At 75.6% G+C, this 844-nt stretch carries 1 protein-coding gene; it reads right to left on the bottom strand.

Features of this window, described 5'->3' with window-relative positions; all coding sequences use genetic code 11:
• Positions 1–6 precede the first annotated feature (6 nt).
• Positions 7–844, bottom strand: an 838-nt coding sequence (locus tag HMPREF0731_RS22075; protein WP_007006486.1) for a response regulator, incomplete at its 5' end; no start/stop codon positions are given.

Below are 844 nucleotides of genomic sequence, written 5' to 3'. Positions count from 1 at the left end.
CCGGGCTCAGCCGCGATGGCTCTGCCCGTTGCTGTCGGGCAGCAGCGCCTGGCGCAGCCGCTCCAGCTCCGCCCGGGCGCGCAGCGCCAGCTCGGCGCCCTCGCGCATCACTTCCTCCCGGCTCAGCTTGCGCCACTCGCCGCAGAGCCGGGTGATGCCGATGGCGCCGAGATTGGCGGCGCTGCTGCGCAGCGCATGCGCCTCGGACTGGAAGCGCGCCATGTCGCCGCGCAGCGCCGCCTGGCCGATCGCCTCGATCAGCCGCGCCGCGTCGTCGAGGAAGTCGCGCGCCAGCTGCTCCAGGAACGCCTCGCCGCCCAGGCGGCGCAGATTCTCCACCGTCTCCCCGTCCAGCGCCGGGCCGCTGGCGCGGAAGCGGGGGTGGGAGGCGATCTCGGCCACGGCGGGCGCCAGGGCCGTGCCGGGGCGCGGCGGGCGCGCCTTCTCCTCCACCACGCGCAGCAGCGCCTCGGCCTCGATCGGCTTGACCAGATAGCCATCCATGCCGGCCTCCAGGCAGCGCCGCTCGGCCGCCTCGGTGGCATCCGCCGTCAGCGCCAGGATCGGCAGGTGCGGCTGGCCGAGCGCCATGACGCGGAACAGCTTGGTGGCCTCCAGCCCGTCCACCTCGGGCATGTTGAGGTCCATCAGCACCAGGTCCAGCCGCTCCGCCTCGCGCTCCAGCAGGTCGAGGGCGATGTCGCCATTGTCGGCCAGCAGCACCTCGTGCCCGGCGCGCTCCAGGATGCGGGCGAAGACGCGCTGGTTGACCCGGCTGTCATCGGCCACCAGCACGCGCAGGCGTCGCGCCGGCGCGGCGGGCGGCGGGGCGGGCGGCGCGGCG

The organism is Pseudoroseomonas cervicalis ATCC 49957 (genome assembly GCF_000164635.1).
GTDB classification, from domain to species: Bacteria; Pseudomonadota; Alphaproteobacteria; order Acetobacterales; family Acetobacteraceae; genus Pseudoroseomonas; species Pseudoroseomonas cervicalis.
The sequence above is the reverse complement of the archived record's forward strand: the minus strand, read 5'-3'. Positions and strand labels throughout refer to the sequence as shown.